The 19,415-nt window shown below is 70.9% G+C and carries 12 protein-coding genes; 4 read left to right on the top strand and 8 right to left on the bottom strand.

The features are described 5' to 3' along the window. Window positions 1-18 precede the first annotated feature (18 nt). A complete protein-coding gene (locus tag CJ197_RS15250) occupies window positions 19-186 on the bottom strand; it encodes a hypothetical protein (RefSeq protein WP_158239513.1) in 168 nt (55 codons plus the stop codon). A 205-nt stretch (window positions 187-391) separates the two neighbouring features. Here CJ197_RS15250 and CJ197_RS13790 point away from each other — a divergent pair, with 205 nt between their 5' ends. From CJ197_RS13790 to CJ197_RS13805, 4 genes are all read left to right on the top strand, one after another. Further along, window positions 392-1,078 (top strand): GntR family transcriptional regulator, encoded by a 687-nt coding sequence (locus CJ197_RS13790; RefSeq protein WP_158239514.1) that lies wholly within the window; start codon window positions 392-394, stop codon window positions 1,076-1,078. A 48-nt stretch (window positions 1,079-1,126) separates the two neighbouring features. Further along, entirely contained in the window at window positions 1,127-3,169 is a 2,043-nt protein-coding gene (locus tag CJ197_RS13795) for an FAD/NAD(P)-binding domain-containing protein (protein WP_102237323.1), read from the top strand. 161 nt (window positions 3,170-3,330) lie between these two features. Continuing rightward, on the top strand, window positions 3,331-4,401 hold the full coding sequence (tdh, locus tag CJ197_RS13800; protein ID WP_102237324.1) for an L-threonine 3-dehydrogenase: 1,071 nt from the start codon (window positions 3,331-3,333) through the stop codon (window positions 4,399-4,401). 95 nt (window positions 4,402-4,496) lie between these two features. Further along, window positions 4,497-5,711: a glycine C-acetyltransferase gene (locus tag CJ197_RS13805; RefSeq protein WP_102237325.1), complete on the top strand. Its 1,215-nt coding sequence runs from the start codon at window positions 4,497-4,499 to the stop codon at window positions 5,709-5,711. 175 nt (window positions 5,712-5,886) lie between these two features. On the opposite strand, the gene CJ197_RS13810 is transcribed toward CJ197_RS13805, so the two are convergent. The 7 genes from CJ197_RS13810 to CJ197_RS13840 all read right to left on the bottom strand — a co-directional run bounded on the left by CJ197_RS13810 (window position 5,887) and on the right by CJ197_RS13840 (window position 19,320). Continuing rightward, entirely contained in the window at window positions 5,887-10,209 is a 4,323-nt protein-coding gene (locus tag CJ197_RS13810; RefSeq protein WP_233190984.1) for a lamin tail domain-containing protein, read from the bottom strand. 501 nt (window positions 10,210-10,710) lie between these two features. Further along, a complete protein-coding gene (locus CJ197_RS13815; protein WP_102237327.1) occupies window positions 10,711-11,757 on the bottom strand; it encodes a 4Fe-4S dicluster domain-containing protein in 1,047 nt (348 codons plus the stop codon). Between the two features lies 1 nt (window position 11,758). Continuing rightward, window positions 11,759-14,962, bottom strand: coding sequence for a molybdopterin-dependent oxidoreductase (locus tag CJ197_RS13820; RefSeq protein WP_158239515.1), 3,204 nt, complete (start codon window positions 14,960-14,962; stop codon window positions 11,759-11,761). Then, window positions 14,959-16,368, bottom strand: coding sequence for an NrfD/PsrC family molybdoenzyme membrane anchor subunit (gene nrfD, locus CJ197_RS13825; RefSeq protein WP_102237328.1), 1,410 nt, complete (start codon window positions 16,366-16,368; stop codon window positions 14,959-14,961). Before nrfD ends, CJ197_RS13820 begins: the two co-directional genes overlap by 4 nt. Before the next feature lie 5 nt (window positions 16,369-16,373). After that, the gene (locus CJ197_RS13830; RefSeq protein ID WP_233190986.1) at window positions 16,374-17,087 is read right to left on the bottom strand and encodes a 4Fe-4S dicluster domain-containing protein; all 714 of its coding nucleotides are present in this window, start codon (window positions 17,085-17,087) and stop codon (window positions 16,374-16,376) included. Between the two features lie 150 nt (window positions 17,088-17,237). Next, window positions 17,238-17,924, bottom strand: a complete 687-nt coding sequence (locus CJ197_RS13835) for a hypothetical protein (RefSeq protein ID WP_102237329.1) — start codon at window positions 17,922-17,924, stop codon at window positions 17,238-17,240. Window positions 17,925-17,955: 31 nt separating this feature from the next. Further along, window positions 17,956-19,320, bottom strand: coding sequence for an MATE family efflux transporter (locus CJ197_RS13840; RefSeq protein ID WP_233190988.1), 1,365 nt, complete (start codon window positions 19,318-19,320; stop codon window positions 17,956-17,958). Window positions 19,321-19,415 lie beyond the last annotated feature (95 nt).

The following is a 19,415-nucleotide window of genomic DNA, read 5'->3' on the forward strand; positions in this document are numbered from 1 at the left end:
AACCGAAGAACACGCAGATCAAGCCCAAGCAGCTTGATCAACCGTCAACAACTTGCGGGCAAGCCCACGGCGGGGCAGTTCGGCGGGGGCGGATTCGGCCTGCACCACCACCTGCTCGGCGGTGGTGGCGGCGGCGAGGACCGCGGTGGCGAGGGCCTGGGGGGCTCCCAGCACGAGCAGCGTCATCGCGGCTCCTTCGGGTCGAGATGGTCCGGGCCACGGAAGCCCGGAAGGGCGGGACCTGCATAGTCCGATACTCCGGACGGGTGATCTGTGGTGTGTGCCACAGGTGTCGGGCTAGCGTGCCATGTGCGCCTCAGTGGCGTCAAGACGTAATTTCACTGAAATTTCAGTGTGGCGCAGACGGTGGATGTGGGCTAGGTTGCCCTCCATGGAGCTCCCTCAGAAGGAGAGCCTCGCCGACGCGGCCTACCGCCATTTGAAGCGGTTGATCCTCTCCGCGACGCTCTCACCGGACACCGTCATCGACGAGAAGCTCGTCGCCGCTGAGCTCGGCATGAGCCGAACCCCGGTGCGTCAGGCCACCAGCCGCCTGGCCGCCGAAGGCTTCGTGCGCGTGCTGCCCCAGCGCGGCACCCTCGTCGCGCAGCTGTCGGTGTCCGATATTGAGCAGGTCTACCTGCTGCGCAGCCTCGTCGAGCCGGTCGCTGCCTCGCTCGCCGCCCAGCGCGCGACCCCCCAGGACCTCGAGCGCCTGGAGGCCTTCGAGCGCGAATACCTCGCCGAGTTCGATATCGAGGACCACATCCCCGACCACGCCCTGCACACGCGCCTGCACACCGCGATCGCGGAGGTGGCCGGGATGCCGCGCTTGGTCCGTCTGATCCGTGAACTGCAGGAACAGACCCAGTGGTTCCTCGCGGTGCGGGTGCGGGAGGGCCGACAGGTTCCCAGCCCGCATAGCCACCAGACGCTGCTGAGCGCCATCCGCGACGGCGACGCCGAACGGGCCCGGGACATCTCCCGCACCGCGATCCTCGGCTCGCGCAGCAAGATCCTCAACGGCGCGGTGCCCGAGGCGGACCTGCTGCTGGCCACCGCCACGACGCTGCCGTGACGGCGCGCCCCTGACACCCCGCCGACCATCGACCATCCGGAGGAGACGATGACGTCCCACCAGGCAGATCCCGCCGCCCGCACCATCGCGGTGATCGGCGGTGGCCCCCGCGGCATCGCCGCCGTCGAGCGCCTGCTCGCCAACGCCCCCGATCTGGGCATCCAATCACTGGACATCCAGGTCATCGAGCCGTACCGGCCCGGGGGCGGGCGCGTATGGGACGCTGACCAGCCCTCGCACCTGCTCATGAACACCCTGTGCGCGGACGCCACCCACTTCACCGACGACACCGTGGAGATCCGCGGCCCCCTGCGCCCCGGCCCCGCCCTGTACGACTGGGCGCAGCAGATCGTGGCCGGCACCGTCAGGGACCTCGGCCGCCCGGAGCGCCCGCTGGATGCCGAGCATCACCGCGAGGCGGAGCAGATGCAGCCGCATTCGCACCCCTCGCGCCGCATCCTCGGCGGCTACCTCGAGTGGTGCCACGCCCAGGATCTCGCCGCCGCCCCCGTCGGCGCGCAGGTCACGCACGTGCCCGGCACCGCGCAGCGCATCACGCCCGCAGGAGAGCGCTGGCGCATCAGCGTGGCCGGCACCGTCCCGCCCACCGACCCCGGGCATGACCCGTCGGCCCCGGTGCACGACATCGTGGCCGATGCGGTCATCCTCGCCACCGGCCACGCCGATGCCGAGCCCGCCGGCCGCGGCGCCGAGATCACTGCCGCGGCGCAGGCCGCGGGGCTGTGGCTCGGCGCCCCCACCAGCCCCATCTCCCAGCATGCGCTCGAGGAGCTCGAGGCCGGGCAGAGCGTGATCGTGCGGGGCCTGGGCATGAACTTCTTCGACTACATGTCGCTGCTGACCATCGGCCGCGGAGGCGTGTTCGAGGAGGACCCGGAGGGCCCCGATGCCCTGCGCTACGTCCCCAGCGGACGCGAACCGCACCTCGTCGTCGGCTCCGGGCGCGGCATCCCCTACCGCGCCAAGGGGCGTTTCGGGCAGATGACCCCCGTGTTCCCCAAACACCACATGACCTCCGAGCTCGTGGCCCACCTCATCGCCCGCGCCGGCTCCGGGGACCAGGTGGACTTCCGTCGGGACCTGTACCCGCAGGTCATGAAGGACGGGGCGCACCTGTACTACGAGCGGCTCGCCGAGCAGCGGCCCGCCGCCTTCGCCGGAGACGTCGCAGAGATCCTCACCGCCCTGCAGGAGCACGACTGGGACTCCGCGCCCCTGCGCGCCGTCATCGAGCGGATCGTCCCCGACCCCGAGGACCGCCTCGAGGTCCCGGCGCTGGACCGCCCCCTGGACGGGCTCGAGTTCCCCGACGCACCGAGCCTGACCGCCTGGTGGCTCGCGGACCTGCGGCGCGACGTCGCCGAGGCGAACCTCGGGATGGCCAGCGCCCTCAAATGCGCCTCAGTGCAGATCGGCGCGGGCCGAGGACCGCTGCGCACCCTCGTGCGCTTCGGCGGCGTGACCGGCCCGTCCTACCGCGACGACGTCGAAGGCTGGTTCCGCGGCTTCGCCGGGATGCTCGCCTCCGGCCCGCCCGCCCGCCGCATCGACGAGCTGATCGCCCTGGTCAAGGCCGGGATCGTGGAGCCGCTGGGGGCCCGGATGCGGGTCGCGGTGCGGGATGGCCGATACGTCGCCTCCTCCCCGAGCGTGCCCGGCCTCGAACGCACCGCCACCGCGCTGCTCGAGGCGCATCTGCCACCGGCGGACTTCCCCCACAGCGCCAACCCGGTGCTGCATGCGCTGCGCGAGGACGGCCTCGGGCGGGCCTGGGAGATCCCCGGGGCCGATGGGGCCCAGCCCGTGCCCACCGGGGCGCTCGAGGTGGGCCCCGCCCCCTACCGGGTGGTGGATGCAACCGGGCGCGAACAGGCGGGGCTGTACGCCGTCGGCGTGCCGCTCGAATCCATCCTGTGGGGCACGCAGCTGCAGCCCCTGGCCCGCACCAACTCCCGATTCCTGCGCGAGCTCGACGAGGTGGCGCGCGATGCGCTGCTGCCCGGCGTGGACGCGCAGGAAGCACCGCAGGCCCGCGACCCCGAGCGCGAGCATGCCGAGGAGAGCGCCTGAACCATCCACCGCGCCGCCCCGCATGCGGCACATGGAGTCCGCCCGCGCGGACACGGGCCTTCCGTCGGCCACCGGGCGGCGGCGGAGGGGCCATGCTGGGAGATGAACGAACGCCCATCCGGGCGCCGGAGAGCCCGCGAGGGCAGAAGAGAGGAAGCACGATGCGCGCACTGCGCAAGACCGCGCCCGGCGCGGGGCTGGAATTCACCGAGGTTCCCGAGCCGCAGCCCGGGCCGTGGGACGTCAAGGTGCGGGTGCTGCGCGCCGGGATCTGCGGCACCGACCTGCACATCCTGGCCTGGGACGCCTCCGCCCAGCAGATGTGCGACACCGTCCCCTTCACCCCCGGCCATGAGTTCTACGGCGAGGTCGTCGAGGTGGGGTCCGAGGTGCCCGATGTACGCGTCGGCGACCGCATCTCCGGGGAGGGCCACGTGGTGTGCGGGACGTGCCGCAACTGCCGCGCCGGCCGCCGCCAGATGTGCATCCGCACCCGCTCCATCGGCGTGCAGCGCGACGGCGCCTTCGCTGAATACGTCGTCCTGCCGCACCAGAACGTGTGGGTCCACGAGCACGGCGGCGGCACCGATCTGATCACCCCCGAGCTCGGCGCCGTCTTCGACCCCCTGGGCAACGCCGTGCACACGGCCCTCAAGTTCCCGCTGGTGGGCGAGGATGTGCTGATCACCGGTGCCGGGCCGATCGGCCTCATGGCCGCGGCGGTCTCCCGCCACGCCGGCGCCCGCTACATCACCCTCACCGACCTCAACCCTCACCGCCTGCAGATGGCCCGCGAATCCTCCGGCGCCGATGTGGTCCTGGACGTCGCCTCCACCCGGGTGCGTGACGCCCAGAAGCAGCTGGGCATGCGCGAGGGCTTCGACGTGGGCCTGGAGATCTCCGGCAGCGCCCGCGCCCTCCAGGAGATGATCGAGAACATGAACCACGGCGGCCGGATCGCCCTGCTGGGTCTGCCCGCCCAGCAGTTCGAGATCGACTGGACGATGGTGGTCACCCGCATGATCACCCTGCAGGGCATCTACGGCCGCGAGATGTTCGAGACCTGGAACGCCATGAGCGCGATGCTCTCGACGTCCCCGACGCTGCGCCGCGCGATCGAGGCGACGATCACCGACGTGCTGCCCGCCGAGCAGTGGGAGCGCGGCTACGAGATCGCCCGCGCCGGCGAGGCCGGCAAGGTGGTCCTGGACTGGGAGCACATCAGCTCCTGACCTGGCCCACGGAGTGGGCGGGGCATTGTGCAGTCGGCACAGCCCCCGTCGGCCCCCTGACCATTCACCACCACCCATCCCGAGGGAAGGACCCCATGTACACCGACCTCAAGGACCAGCTGACCGCCGAGCTCGCCGAGATCGAGCAGGCCGGCACCTACAAGCACGAGCGCGTCATCGCCACCCCGCAGGGAAACCGCATCACCGCCGGCCCCATCGGGCGTGACGGCGCCGAGGTGCTGAACTTCTGCGCCAACAACTACCTGGGGCTCGCCGACCATCCGCGGCTCATCGAGGCCGCGAAGCGCGCGCTGGATGAGCGCGGCTTCGGCATGGCCTCCGTGCGGTTCATCTGCGGCACCCAGGACCTGCACCTGCAACTCGAGGACGCGGTCTCGCAGTTCCTCGGCACCGAGGCGACGATCCTGTTCTCCTCCTGCTTCGACGCCAACGGCGCCGTGTTCGACCCGCTGTTCGGGCGGGAGGACGCGATCATCTCCGATGAGCTGAACCACGCCTCCCTGATTGACGGGATCCGCCTGTCCAAGGCCGCGCGCTTCCGCTACAAGAACGCCGACCTCGCGGACCTGCGCGCCCAGCTCGAGGCCACGAAGGAGCTGAACGACGGGAAGGGGGCGCGCCGCACCGTCATCGTCACCGACGGCGTGTTCTCCATGGACGGTTACCTCGCGCCGCTCGAGGGGATCTGCGACCTCGCCGAGGAATACGGTGCGCTGGTCATGGTCGATGACTCGCACGCCGTGGGCTTCATGGGCGAGACCGGCGCCGGCACCCCCGAGCACTTCGGTGTCAGCGACCGCGTGGACATCTACACCGGCACCTTCGGCAAGGCCCTCGGCGGCGCCTCCGGCGGCTACGTCTCCGGGCGGCGCGAGATCGTGGACCTGCTGCGGCAGAAGGGGCGGCCCTACCTGTTCTCCAACTCCCTGGCCCCCACGATCGTGGCTGCGACCCTCGAGGCGCTGCAGATGGTGGCCGGCTCCGCGGAGCTGCGCGCCCAGCTGCAGCGCAACACCGAGCAGTTCCGCCGCCGCATGACCGAGGAGGGGTTCGACCTGCTACCCGGCGAGCACGCGATCATCCCGGTGATGTTCGGGGACGCAGCGCTTGCCGCCCGCGTGGCCGATGCGATGCTCGAACACGGGGTGTACGTCACCGCGTTCTCCTACCCGGTGGTGCCCAAGGGCAAGGCGCGCATCCGCGTGCAACTCTCCGCCGCGCACACCGAGGAGGACGTCGAGGCCGCGGTGCAGGCATTTGTCGCGGCGCGCAAGGACGTGCAGGGCTGAGCTGAGGGCCGGGGCCGGGCGCGTGGGGCCGGGGCCTGCTCGGTTCGGGGCCGGGTGTGCGGGGTGGATTCCGCGAACGGGACGCAGGCGACCGGCCGCGTGCATACTGCAGGCGGCCGGTCGCTAGCGTCCCTTCCGTGGAAGTGCCTGCCGGGTAGTTCGGGCAGGCCGGGGCTCAGCTGCGGCGGCGGATCAGCAGGGTCGCGGCCCCGGCGGCCAGCAGCCCGAGTGCCGCGGCGGCGAGCACGCCCGCCTCGACGCCCGTGCGAGCCAGCGGTCCTGATCCGGCAGGCGTGGCGCCGGGCTGCGCAGGTCGCGCAGGATCCGCAGGCTGGTCCGGCGCACCGGGTTCACCCGGCTGCCCCGGCCCGCCCAGGCCCTCAGACCCGCCAGACCCACCGGGACCCTCAGGCCCGCCCGGCCCCGTCTCGCACCCGTCACCCGTCAGCACCAGCTCCCGGACCTCGCTGCGGGCCACGCCGCCGTGCGGGTCGGTGACCAGGGCGTACCAGCTGTGCGTTCCGGTGCCGAGCTCGCTCGCATCCACGCTCACCTCGGTACCGGAGGCGGCATCCTCCACCGCCCCGAACTCCACGGCGGAGAGCACATCCGCCGTGAACTCGTCCGTGACCAGCTCCTTCGCCTGCGGCTCGAGCCCCAGTTGCGCGTAGGGGATCGTGAACTCCTGGTCCTCGAGCGGCAGCGTCGGGTCATCGGCGTTGTACTGCTCGAGCGAGGGCGAGTAGGTCCGCGAGATCATCCGCCCGCCCGCGTTGTCGAAGTGCATCAGGCGCAGGAACCCCTGGCCGCCCTCCGGCAGGCCCTGGTAGTCGAACAGGATCTGCGTGACCTGTCGGTCGTCGGCCCCATCCCCGTCATCATCGAAGCCGTCCACGCGCGTGTAGGCGTCGTGGTAGTGGCCGCTCATGACCATCGAGACGTTCGGGTTCACGGCGATGACCTCGTCGTAGATTCGCTGCGGGATGGGGCCCAGCCCGCCCGTGGTCAGCATGTACTCGTGGAGGTTGATGATCGCGGTGCGCTCCGGGTAGGCGGCCAGCACCTCGTTCATCCAGTCGATTGCCGCGTCATCGGGGCCCCAGCCCATCGAGACCACGATGAAGTCGTGCCCGCCGGTGCTGAACAGGTCGTAGTGCCCGCGGTTGTTCTCGTATGAGCCGCCGTACCAGGGGTTACCGGCGTAGCGGTCCTCGCCGAAGAACTTCTCGTACTGCGAGTAGTCCTCGAGCGCGCCGCCCACGTCGTGGTTCCCGGCCAGGACGCCGTAGGGCAGGCCCGCCTCATCGAGCATGTCGTAGGCCGGATCGGCGTTCGCCCACTGGTGCGGCTGGTCCCAGTTGTCCACGATGTCGCCGGTGTGGAACAGGTACTGGATATTCATGTTCCGCCGCTGATCCAGCACGTACTGGTGGATCGCGAGCTGGTGGTCGTAGAACTCCTCGTTGTAGTACTGGGTGTCGGACTCCCAGGCCAGCGTGAAGTCGTACTCATCGCGCGGGGTGTCCTCCGGATGCGCCGGGGTCACGGCGGACTCGCGGGTGGACAGGTCCTCGCCGGCCCAGCCGATCGAATGCTGCACCACCGCCTGGACCTCGTCGTCGATCACATGGCCCGCCGCCGGGACCACGGCCTCGAGCGACACGGACCCATCGGCCTTAGCGAACGTCACCGCGACCTCCTCGAGCCCGCCATCCTCCTGCTGCACCAGCAGACGCACCCGCGCCCCCGCATCAGCGGTCCCCGACCAGGTCAGACGCACCTCCGCGTCCTCCCCGGCGTTCTCGGGGACAGCGGTGGTGAAGGCGTGGAACGGCAGGCCGGAGCCGTCAGCGGACCCGGCGCCGAGAGTCGGCTCCCCGGCCACGAGCTCGGCCCCGGTGCGCTCGGCCTGATCGGCGTCGCTCACGGTCCCGGCGCTGCCGCGCACGGTCCCATCGGCCAGGGACGATGTGGTCCCGGCGCGGAAGGACACGTCCATCGGGTCACCGGAGGGGTCGCTCACGCGCACCGCGGCCGACGGGTCCTCGCACACCGGCACCGTGGCGCCGTCCTCGGTCAGCGCCTCGACGCTCGGGTTCTCCTCATCGGTGCGGAACGTGACGGTGTGCGTGGACTCATTGCCGACTGCGTCGCGGGCCGTGATCTCGAAGGTGTGCTCGCCGGGCTCGAGGATCAGGCTCGAGACCTCCTCGCCGAGCTGCACCTCCTCACCGTCGAGCGTGGCGCGGACCGCCTCGACGCCGCTGCCGGCATCGGTCACCTCAGCATCCAGGGTGAACGTGCCCTGCATGAGCGCACCCTCGACCAGCGGGCTCGTGATCTCCGGGGCGGTATTGTCCACCACCACGGTGCGCTCCACACGGTTGCCGTCCTGGTCATAGCCGCACACCACATGCTCGCCATCGGCCACTGCGGTGGTGTCCCAGGCGTGGGCGAGGGCGGTGTACGCATCGTCGGGAATGTCGAAACGCGCCTCGAGCACCTCGATCTTCCCGGCCGAATCACCCATCGCGAGGATCTTGTCGGGGTCCTCGTAGCCGGCGGCGCGCAGGGTGCGGCCGTCGGGCAGGATCAGCCGCACATCCCGCACGGTGAAGTCGTCGTTGTTCTCATCCGGGTCCGGGCCAGGCGCTGCCTTCGTGCCCGCCGCGATATCCACCTGCAGCGTCTCACCCGGGGTGATGTGCTTCAGCGGCACCGCGGCATCCACGGTCTCCCAGTTCGCGTAGAAGCCCTCGTCGAAGATGTGCAGCACCTCGTCGTCCACCAGCACGCCGTTGCGGAAGAACGCATCGGTGGCCGAAGCGCTGAAGGCGAACACCGGCGCTGCCTCGAGCGCGGGGGAGGCGGTGACGTCCGTGCCGTCGATGCACACGCTCGCCGTCGGCGGATGCGCATCCCCCGCCACGGACACCGTCGTCGTGCCCGCCACGTACTGCCCGTCCTCGAGGTTCATCCGCAGCGGTCCCTGGTCCACGCCCTTAAGCGGCACCCGCACGGTCTCGGTGCGGGTCTCGTTCACCCCGTCGGAGACCACCACGGCGTACTCGAACCAGCGCTTGCCGGTGAGGTCCGCGGCCGGGATCGAGAGGTCGAAGCGGTCGCCGTCGGTGCGCAGCACGGTGTGGGGCCGGAAATCCCCGCCGGAGCTGTCGCGCAGCAGGACGGTCACCTCCCGTACCTGCACATCATCGGTGGCCACATGCGAGATCACCGCGTCCTCGCCGGGCGTGAACTCGTTCGCGGTGCGGCCCTCGACCACGGGGGCGGTGGTGTCGGCCGGGACCTGCACCAGCTCGGTGGGAATCTGGTCCGGGGCCACGGTGCCGGGGGTCGCCGGCTCCAGGCGGTCCAGGCTTCCGCGGGAGAAGTCCGACGGGTCCACGACGTACTGGATGCCCTGGTCAGCGACGGTGTCGTCGGTGCCGGAGATGTTGTAGAAGACGCGGTGGACGCTGTCCCCGGCCTTGGTGCGGATCTCCATGCCGCGGCCGCTGCCGTTGGCCATCCCGCCCACGAACGTCTCCGCGAGCAGCAGGGAGCTCTCCTCGACGCCGTAGTGCGCGGCGAAGTCCTTGGCGGTCAGCGCGTCGTTCTTCTCGTTCTTCACCCAGACCACGAGCGAGGCGCCCGGCTCGAGCACCAGATCCCCGGGGACCATCGGCCACACGGCGGAGCTCGTCATGGTCACGCCGTCGTTCGTGTACAGGTAGTTCAGCTCGTAGTGGGAGAGGTCGATCGCGGTATCGGTGACGTTGGTGACCTCGATGAACTCGTACCCGTCCGCGCCGTCGACGTTCGTGCTGTCCGGCACCAGCTCGGTGATCTGCAGGTGGCCGACGAGGGAGTCGCCGGCGGGGCCCGGGATCGGGTCGGTGGGGGTTTCAGGGTCCGACGGGTTTTCGGGATCCTCGGGGTTTTCGGGGTCCTCGGGCTCGGGGGCGCGGTCCTCGAGCTGCGCCGGATCGACCGTGCCGGGCGTCGGTGCGGCCTGCGTGGCGAGCACATCCATGCTGGTCACGGCGGCATCGGCCGGGGTGCGGAACTGGATGGTCTGGTCCGGGGCGGCGGAGCCGGAGGGGTAGAAGGAGCGTGAGACCTCCGCGCCGTCGGCGTCCAGGATCCGCACGCCGCGGTTGCCGCCGTTGGCCATGCCGGGCTGTCCGGTCACGCGCACCACGGTGGTATCGGGGTCCGCACCCCAGTGGGCGCGGAAGTCCTCGACGCTGCGGGCGAAGGAGTCGACGGTGTCCGTCTCGTAGCTCAGCCACAGCGCCGCGGTCTCGCCCGGGGCGAAGGTCAGCGGCGCCTCGAGCTGCAGCGGCACGTCCTTCGCGCGGTCGTCGGAATCGGCGTAGATGTAGGCCAGGGACAGCCCGCCCTCGCCGAGCGTGACGTCCTGCTCCGAGGAGTTCGTGACCTCGATGAACTCGAAGTCGTCATGGCTGGCGTTGTCCGGCGCGATCTCCGTGACCACGAGCGGCCAGGTCGTAGCCGGGGCGGCCTGCGCGGCCGGGGCCAGGGAGGGCAGGAGAGGTGCGGGCAGTGCTGCGGGGGCCAGGGCAAGCGTGGCTCCGAGCAGCGCGGCGGCCCCCAGGCGTAGGGCGTGGGGGGTGCTGGGCGGTGCGGCGGCGCGGGCCAGAGCTGGAGCCTGGAGAGGCGCTGGGGGAGGAGGGGTACATGACGGTCCTCGGGGGAGAGGCGGAGCGGGATCGGCGCGCACCGGCAGCAGTGCCCCACGGGGGCGTGGGAGCGCGCCCATCCAGGTATACGCAGGCAAGATGACAGCCGAGGGACGCCCGGGTGAACAGGGGGAAGCCGCCGCGGGGGCTGGCGGGCGGGGCCGGGCTGGGGCGGCGGGGTCTTCAGCGCGACCGGAGGAAATCGACCTCTCAGCGGCACGTGCCGTGTTATATGCAGGCGGCGTGCTGCTGACAGGTCGATTTCCGTCGCGCGGGTTGAGGTGGATCGCCCCGACTCAGAGCTGGGACCAGACCTCGTCGAGCAAGTCGGTGCCGGTGGTGCAGCGGGTGCAGCGGTCCCTCTCGCCGGGACTTAGCGCCGCATCGCAGCGCTCGCAGCGGGCAGTGATCACGCGGTGCAGCACCTGCACGGGCCCACCCACATCCGTCTGCCCGGTCAGCTCCAGGACGTCCTCTGGGCAGGTCTGAACACACAGCCCGCAGGCCACGCAGTCCATCGGCACCACCCCGAAGTCCGTGACCCGCTCTGTGGCGCGCCACATGATCGCCTCGGTGGGGCACACCTGCTCACAGGCCCGGCAGGCCGTGCACCCGCGGCGCGACGGCGCGGGGACCGGCACCGTGGCGCGCGGCAGCGCGGCCAGCAGGACCCCGCGCTCGGGGGAGATGGCGGGCACGCTCACGGGCCGCACCGGCTGCAGCTCCGCGGGGTCCCGGCGCCGCCGCAGCGCCGAGAACAGCGCCCCGCGCTGCCAGCGCCGCGGCCGTGCCCCGCCCTCTCGCAGCGGCTGCTCCACCTGCACGATCTCGCAGTTCAGCCCGGCGCTGTCCACGAGCTGCTCGGCGCGAGCCACCGCCCGGTCGAGCCCGGCGATGGAGCGCCCCGCGCCTGCCGCTGAGTCCGCCCCCGCCTCCGGCACCTCCCGGGCGAGCGGGCACACGGAGCAGTCGGCGCGCACCAGCTCGAGCCGCGCCTGCGGCGCCTCGGCGTCTGCGGTGGACCCCGGTGCGCCCGCGAGGTCTCCGGCAGCTCGAGGTGCAGCGGCCCGGGCCCGGGCAGTGCCCGCCCCCGCCCCAGCACCTGCCTCCGCCTGCTCCGCGGCCTCCACCGCACTGCGCGCCAGCTGCCCGGCGGCGGCTGCGATCACCTCGGGGTGCAGCTCCGCGGTGCAGCGCAGGTCATGGAGCACCGGCCCCGAGCCCGCGCCGCCCTCCCCACCGCCCGCGGCCACGGAGCACCGCAGCCGCAGCGAGGTGCCACCTGTCGCTGCTGCGGCGGCGATCCGCTCGGGGGAGTCCGGGGAGCGCGCTGCGGGATCCATGTCAGATCTTCGTCACCTGCACCCACGTGTCCAGCTGCGCGGCACCGCCACCGATCGGATCCATCATCCCGCCGCCGCCTTCCACGGTGTCCTCATCCAGCAGGGCGTTGACGGAGAAGCCGGTGCCGCGATGGGGTGCGATCCCCACCTCTTCCTGCCCGGGGATGATCCGACGGGCGGAGTCGGCGTGGCCGTAGCCCTCCACGGGGTCGATCACGGTGCCGTCCACCTCGTAGGCGGAGGCGCCGTAGCCCTTGTGCCCCTGCGCGGAATCCGCACCGACCACGCCGGGGCGAATGCCCTGCAGCACCTGCACCATGCCCTCCACCTCCCCGGAGGCGGAGGTCACGCGCACCATGTCGCCATTCTCGATGCCGCGCTCAGCCGCATCGGATGCCGCCATCCACAGGTAGTTGGAGGCCTTGACCTCCCGCAGCCAGGCGGAGTTGTTCGTGCGGTACGTGCCCTGGGTGCGGGACTTCCAGTTCACGAACTGCAGCGGACGCTCCGGCGTCTGCTCCAGCACGGTCCCGTCGGACTTCATCACCGGGCGGATCGCCGCGAGGCCATCCCAATGCTCACCAGTCATGCAGTCCTTCTGCGCGGCAGTCTGGTTGGAGTAGAACTGGCACAGCCCGCCGTAGCGGTTCTTCAGCCAGTCCCCCTCGTAGCCGTCGGCCCGCTCCTCGGCCTGGCCGGAGAATCGCCCGCCGCGGTTGAGGACTGTGACCACCTTGGGCCACTCCTCCTCGGTGACGGCCTGCTTCCACCGGTTCACATCGAAGGTGTCGCCCAGCGCCTTCTGGCGGGCGCGCAGGAACACCTCCTGCTCGGCGCCGTCGGCATCGGGCACCGGCTCTTCCCCCGCGTAGGCGACGTTCGCGGCCATCTTCAGCCAGTAGTCCACGGGGGCCTCGAAGCTTGTGCCCTTCCCGAAGGCTCCCTCGCCGACGCCCGGCAGATCCAGGGCCCGCCCCAGCTCCAGCAGGGTCTCCTCCGGCACCCGCGGCCCGTCGAAGGCCCGCGTGGCGGGCTGCCCCAGCTGCTGCACCCGGTACTGCTGCGAGGGATACACGCTCTCCTGCGTGAACTTCTCCAGGTAGGACAGGTCCGGCAGGACATAGTCGGCGTACGTCGCGGTATCGGACATCGTCAGATCGAACACCACCAGCAGCTCGATCGCCTTCTGATTCTGCAGATGCTTCGCCTGCCGGTGCGCCCCCGGAGAGGAGTTCAGCGGTGCGTGACGGTTCACGAACAGGGCCTTGAGCGAGTAGGGGTACCCGGCGGCGGCCGACGGGATGACCTCCTGCAGCTGATTGCCGCCGAACGGTGTCCAGCGCCGCTTGGCCGGGTAGCCGTCGCGCTCGAAGAACGGCGACTTCTCGTACACCTGCTTCTCGCGCGTGATCGGGATGCCCCAGGGCTGGTACCCGCCCTCGACGGTGTCGAGGTCGTAGCGACCTGAACGCGGCGAGAAGCCGGACTGTGCGCCGATGTGCCCGCCTTTCCAGTCATGGTTGCCCAGCAGGAAGTTCAGGTAGCCGATGGCGCGCACGGCATCGAAGCCGTTGGTGTGCATCGCCGGGCCGCGGTAGCTCATGACCACGCCACGCTTGCCGGCGGCGGAGAGGTTGCGCGCCACCTCCTCGATCTGGTTCAGGGCGATCCCGCTGGCCTCGGCGTAGCTTTCGAGCTCCCGCTCCATCGCTCGCTCCTTGAGCAGCGTGAACACGGACTTCAGACGCCGACCTTCATGCTCGATGTCCACCTCGAGGTCAGCGAGTTCCGCGTAGTCCTCCGCGGAACGCAGCTGGCCATCGGCCCACACCACGGCGAAGGGCTCCAGGCGCGGCGGGCCGGCCGGCTCCTCCGGCTCCTCGGGAGCGTCCATGAGGCCCTCATCGATCGCCGAGAGCTTGGGCCGCTTCTCATCGGTGACATCTACCAGGTGGGTCGCATCGGACCAGGTGGGCTCGCCGATCTTCGCCGCCGCCGCAGCGCCGGGGGCACGCAGGTACTGCTCGTCGAAGCGCTCGTTCTCGAGGATCCAGCGGATCATCGCCCAGGCCAGGTCGGCGTCGTGACCGGGCCTGACCGGCAGCCACGCATCGGCCTTCTCCGCGGTCTTGGACATCCGCGGGTCGATCACGGCCATCTTCATGCCGCGGCGGCGCGCCACGGAGATGCGCGGCGCCAGCCACGTCGGCCCCTTCTGCGCGGTCAGTGGCTCGGTGCCCCACACCACCAGGTAGTCGCAGTAGTCGATGTCCGCGTACATGCGCTTGTAGCGCGTGGTGGGGTGGGTGTGGATGTTGCCCTGCACCCCGGTGACGCCGCAGGTGCCGCCGTGGTTGAACTGGTTGATCGAGCCGAAGGTCTGGTTGAAGAAGCGCTCGCCCAGCAGGTACTGCTTATCGCCCGTCATGAGGGCCATGAGGTTGGACTTCGGGCCGAGCTCGGGGATCTCGGGGTCGATGAGCTTCTCTCCCCAGGTGGCGGTGAAGTCCTCCTGGGAGATGTCCCCGGCCTTCACCTTCTCCCAGTCGGCCATGACCTCGTCCTGCGGGGCGTAGGCCCACCACTGCTGGATGCCGGGTGTGCCCAGCTCCTCATCCCCCTCGAGGATGCCCTGGATGGCTTCCTCCCAGGTGACGGTGACCCACTTGCCGGAGCCGCGCTCGCCCACGCGCTTCAGCGGCTGGGTCAGCCGCCGGTTGTCGTGGACGATCTGCGGTCCGGCCTGGCCCTTCAGGCAGGCGATACCACCGGAGCGGGATTTCGCGTCGCGCGGCATGTTCCCCAGCCCCTGCACGGCCTCCTCGGGCCGGGTGTCGTAGGGGATCGACGGCAGCGGCTGGGTGGTCAGCGGCGAGTACGGGTTCCCGGCGATCTTGCGCACGAGCGAGGTGGCGCCCGAATCCCCGGGCTCCGTCAGCCGCACCTTGATGGTGCAGAAGGTGTTGCACTGCATGCACATCGAGTAGATGACATCGTCAGCGCCGTAGGCGTCGTCCTCGTCGCCGGTGCCGTGCGCGGTGGGCTGGGTGTAGCGGCCGCCGAAGCCCTCGTGAAACATGGCGCCCAGGGCGCCGACACCCACGACGCCCGCGGCGGTGCCGCCGATGACGGCGCGCCGCGAGGGGCCGGAGGTCGTCTGCTCTGCGGTGGTGTCCGGTTCGGGGCGGGAGGGGGTCTGCGTCATGGCTGATCTCCTTCGGCGGGGGCCGCGGCAGGGGCGGTGGTGCCCGCGGCGTGCGGGGTGGCGTGTGTGCGGTCCGCAGCGCGGTCCGCCTCGATGCCGGAGCCGATGTGCGCGGCCTCATCCGGGTCCGGCTCGTGGATCGGCTGGAACTCCGCGAACAGCGAGTAGGCCAGGATCCCGCAGGCCACGAAGCACACGCAGACGGCGAGCTCGCTGAGCGTGGGCAGGTAGTCGCTCCAGGGGTAGCCGTCGATGATCGGCGGCAGCAGCGGCGGCACCACGATGTTGAAGCGGACGGCGATGATGCCGAGCACCACGAGCGCGGAGGCGATCGCGACGATCTTCGGGTTGTGCTTGAGCCTGGTGATCGTGAGGATGAACGGCACGATCATGCCCAGCCCCAGCTGCATGATCCAGAAGGTCCACCAGAACGGGCCGGTGGCCTGCACCGAGATGATGTTCATGTCGTGGTGCTGATTGGCCAGCAGCGGCACGATGAACTCGTAGAACGTCAGGCCCAGGTCGATGGCCAGCACGGCGGACAGAACCGTTGCCAGACCCGCCATAAGGCCCGTGTCCACGGGGCGCCCCACGGCCTTGGACTGCAGGTAGTACACGAGGGTCAGCAGGGCGGTGCCGGAGACCATCGCGGACAGCACGAAGATCACGGGGAACAGGCCGCCGAACCACATGCCGCGCGCCTCGACCACGGCGAAGATGGTGCCGGTGCCGCCGTGGACGCCGAAGATCGCCAGCGGCAGGCCGATGATGCCGAGGATCTTCAGCCAGCGGTGGGACTTCTCGGGGCTCTTCGCTTTCCGACGGTGGACCAGCAGCGCGATCGTCAGCTCGGCGATGAGCAGGGCGATGTAGATAGTGTAGAAGCGCACCTCCCAGGACAGCGGGGAGGTCCATTCGAAGTGCCACAGGGTGGACAGCGCCCGGTCCCAGCGGCCCAGGTCGAAGCCGACGAACACGAGCGCCACCCCCATGCACACGATGGCACTGGTCAGGGCGGCGCGGCCGATCCGCTCGAAGCGGTGCATGCCGAAGACGTACACGAGCGAGGACAGCAGGAACGCGCCGGCCGAGAGGCCCACGAAGAAGATGTACAGCGCGATCCAGGCGCCCCAGGGCATCTGGCTGGTCAGGTCCGTGCGGGACAGCCCGTGCCACAGCCGCAGGAGGGTGGGCACGATCGTCGCGGCGATGACCACCAGCAGGCTCACGTACCAGATGAGCTTGCGGCGGTTGATCGTCGAGCGCGGGATGGTGGAGTCCGCGTAGGCGATATCGGAGCGCCGACGATGGTCATCCCGCAGCCGCTGCAGGAGTGAGCGCGATCGCGTCGGCTCCTGCGACGGGGCGGGTGTGGTCTCGGAGCGGGCGGGAGCGGCGGAGGACATCGGGCTCACCTCAGGTAGTAGACGCGGGGCTCGGTCCCGCTCTCTTCTTTGAGTCGGAAGGCGCGCGGGTCCGCGGCGAGTTTGGCGACCACTGATTCGGGGTCATCGAGGTCACCGAAGTAGCGGGCGTCGCCGATGCAGGTCTCGCAGCAGGCGGGCTCTTCGCCGCGGGCGAGGCGGTGGGTGCAGAAGGTGCATTTGCGGACGGTGCCGATGGGGCTCTTGAAGCGCTCGCCGCGCTCCCCGCGGTCCACGCCCCACTCCGGGGACGTGACCTGGTTGGCGCCTTGCATCTCCTGGTCGTAGGACTCGCCGAAGTCGAAGGAGCGGGCGCCGTAGGGGCAGGCGGTGATGCAGTAGCGGCAGCCGATGCAGCGGTCGGCGTCGATCACGACGGTGCCATCTGCGGCCTTGTACGTGGCGCCGACGGGGCACACGGATACGCACGGCGGGTTGTCGCACTGCATGCACGGGCGGGGCACGTTGGTGCGCCGCACATTGGGGTATTCCCCGGTCTCGCCCTCGAGGACGACGTTGTAGTTCACACCGGGCGGAGTGCGGTTCTCGACCTTGCACGCAACCGTGCAGGAGTCGCAGCCCACGCATTTCTGGAGATCGATGACCATGCCCCAACGGGGCTGGTGCACGACCTCCTCGTCGGGGGTGGCATCGCGCTCAGCGGGCGGCCGGCGCATGAGGGTCAGGGGAACGGCACCCATCTTGTGTCCTTCCAGTGTCCTCGGGCGGGGAGTTCCGGGCGTGAATGTCCGGACGTTTCGGACCACCGTCCCATCGTGAGGACGCTCATATAGGGGACTTCGGTCCCGCCGCTTTCCGGGGCAACTGGTCAGGGTGCGAGCCGGGAGGTGTCAGTCGAAGTCGAACACCAGCCCCTGGTCGAACACGGTGCGGTCGAAGTCCCGCCCGGTCTCCACCGACAGGGTGCTGACCACGCAGCGGATCGCGGCGCGCAGGAAGGGCTTGCGGGCGGACTGCTCGACCTCTTCCGCCCAGGCCGGCCAGGTGGGCACGGCCTCGCTCTCGAGCAGTTCCTGCTCCTGGCGCCGCAGCGCGGAGGCGGCCGCGTGGTCGACGGCATCCCAGGCCGTGGCCTCCTGCTGGCACCGCTCGGCGAGCTGCCCGGCGAGGGTGCGCACCGCCTCGCGGCGCTGCTCCCGCTCAGGGGTGCGCTCGTGCGTCGGATCCAGGAACACGCGCTCATGCTCCTCGCGCAGCTCCTGCTCATCATGCGCGCGGGGGATGCGCGCCGAGCGCCGGGCGAGCGCCCCGAGGGTCAGCTCGCTGTCCAGGAAGCGTCCGCTGTCTGCTCCGAGCCAGGTGGTCGAGCCCTGCAGCCGCTCCGCGAAGGAGCCGTCCCGGACGGCGTCCACGAGCTCGGCATCGGGTGTGCGCAGCAGGTCGGTGATGAGTTCCCACAGCCCAGCGCGTTCGCGGCACACCGCGGCGATGCGGGAGGCGGTGTCCGCGTCCAGCTCGGGCTGCTGGGCGGCGCGGGGCGTCAGGGGCGGCTCGACGGGGCGTTCACGATCGGTCATGCCTCGCCACTGTAGGCGCGGGTGGGGCGCCTCAGCCCCCGAGCCGCATCCAGGCATCGGTCCGCACCCGCAGCCCGAGCCCCACCGCCCGCAGCACCATGAACAGGAAGTTGCAGGCCAGCCACAGCCATGCCACGCCCCACGGACCCGCCGGCGCCCACAGCGCGACCGCCACGGCACCGGGCAGGATCGCGACGGCGATGATGGCCTGCACCTTCGCGAGGTACGGGGCATCGCCCGCGCCCATCAGCACGCCGTCCAGCACGAACACGTATCCGGCGATCGGCTGGGTGATGACCAGCACCCACAGGGCGGCCCGCAGGTGCTCCTGCACCGCCGGATCAGGGGTGAACAGCTCCGGCATCACGTAGCTGGCGCCCAGCAGCAGCACGGAGACCACGGCGCCGCCGCCCACGCCCCAGGTCATGAGCCGACGGGTCACGGCGTGGACGGTGCGCGGGTCCGAGGCGCCGAGGTACCGCCCGGTGAGGGCCTGCCCGGCGATCGCCAGGGAATCCAGGGCGAGGGCCAGCATCGCGAAGACGGTGTTCGCGAGCTGATGCGCCGCCAGCTGCACGTCCCCGAGCCGTGTGGCGACCACGGTGGCGATCACCACCACGGCCTTCAGCCCCACGGTGCGCACGAACATCGGCACCGCATCGCGGCCCACTGCCACGAGGCTGCCGAGGTCCAGGCTCAGCGGGATCGAGCGGGCGCGGGCGCGGCGCACGATGACGGCCAGCAGCGTCAGGGCCATCGCCCACTGGCAGATCACGGTGCCGATCGCGGACCCGGCGATCCCGAGGTCCAGGCCGAAGATCAGCGCGGCGTTCAGCGGGATGTTCACCAGCGCCCCGCCGACGGCCACGACCAGCGGCAGCACCGCGTTCTGCATCCCGCGCACGAGCCCGGTGGCGGCCTGCACCGCGAGCATCGCCGGCAGGCCTGCGGCGGAGATCAGCAGGTAGGTGCGGGCTTCGGCGAGGACCGCGGGAGAGGGCCCGAAGGCAGCCAGCAGCGGTCCGCCGCCGACGAGCAGCCCCAGCGCTGTGACTGCCCCGATGAGCAGTGCGAGCCAGCAGGCGTCGATCCCGCGGGAGATCGCCTCGGTGGTGCGCCCGGCGCCGAAGGACCTCGCGACCGCGGCGGTGGTCGAGTAGGCGAGGAACACGGCGAGCCCCACCACCGTGGTCAGCACGGTGGAGGCGAGCCCCAGCCCGGCCAGCGACGTCGTGGACACCCGGGCGATGAACGCGGAGTCCACCAGGAGGAACAGCGGTTCGGCCACGAGCGCGCCGAGGCTCGGGATGGCCAGGCGCAGGATGTCCCGGTCCACGCGGCGCCGGGCGCTCTCGGGCCCGGGATCCGCGGGGGAGGAATCGGCAGAGGAGGTCACGGGCCCTTATTCTCCCCTGTTTGTCCCCGGTTCGCCTATGGGCGTCACCCCGGCCCCACCCCAGCCTCCACCTCGGCCTCGACCATCGTCGGGTC

Origin of the sequence: Brachybacterium sp. UMB0905 (assembly GCF_002871795.1) — a bacterium.
GTDB lineage: Bacteria > Actinomycetota > Actinomycetes > Actinomycetales > Dermabacteraceae > Brachybacterium.